The following is a 745-nucleotide window of genomic DNA, read 5'->3' on the forward strand; positions in this document are numbered from 1 at the left end:
CTAGGGCCTGTTGAGATTCAGGATTCCACTTTGAGCCTGATTGTGATTCAAGCTTTGAATGGCGCGATTTGTACTGACGGACGCCCAGTGGGCGAAGATGGAACCGCATTGTCTGGGCAAGCCGACGGACCCCGGACGAAGCGGAAGCGACAACCGCCGCTTCATCGAGGCGGTGCTTTGGATCGTGCGGACAGGAAGCCCTTGGCGTGATCTTCCGGCCTTTTTCGGCAACTGGAACACCGTCTTCAAGCGATACCGCGACTGGGTCAAAGCCGATGTTTTCATTCGGCTTTTCGAAGCCTGCTCGGACCATCCGGATATGGAATACGCCATGGTCGACGCCACCATCGTCAAGGTCCACCGCCACGGACAGGGCGCAAAAGGGGGACTCAAAGCCAGGCCATAGGCCGCTCCAAGGGAGGTATGACGACCAAGATTCTTGCTCTCACCGACGCGCTCGGCAATCTCGTGCGCTTCGTCCTGCTGCCCGGCCAGAGGTTCGACACGGTGGGCGTCGCCCCGCTTATCGACGGTCTCTCTTTCGATGCGCTGCTCGCCGATAAGGCCTTCGACAGCAACGCTATCATCGCTGACCTCAACGAGCGCGGCACCAAGATCGTTATCTCCCAGCATCCCCGTCGCACCGTTCCCCTTCTGGTCGACGAAGAGATGTACAAATGGCGTCATCTGATCGAAAACTTCTTCTGCAAACTCAAAGAGTTCAAACGTATCGCCATGCGCGCCG

Annotated in this window: 1 protein-coding gene; it reads left to right on the forward strand. The window is 58.0% G+C overall.

Translation table 11 applies throughout. The features are described from left to right. Positions 1-58: 58 nt before the first annotated feature. Positions 59-745, forward strand: a protein-coding gene (locus NKH02_RS34420; protein ID WP_352884289.1) for an IS5 family transposase whose coding sequence is annotated in 2 segments (ribosomal slippage) — positions 59-389 and positions 389-745 — 688 coding nt annotated over the 2 segments. Because the reading frame shifts where the segments join, the coding sequence is not laid out codon by codon here. This gene is flagged as partial in the annotation.

The sequence above is a fragment of the Mesorhizobium sp. M1396 genome (assembly GCF_040317725.1).
Lineage (GTDB): Bacteria > Pseudomonadota > Alphaproteobacteria > Rhizobiales > Rhizobiaceae > Mesorhizobium.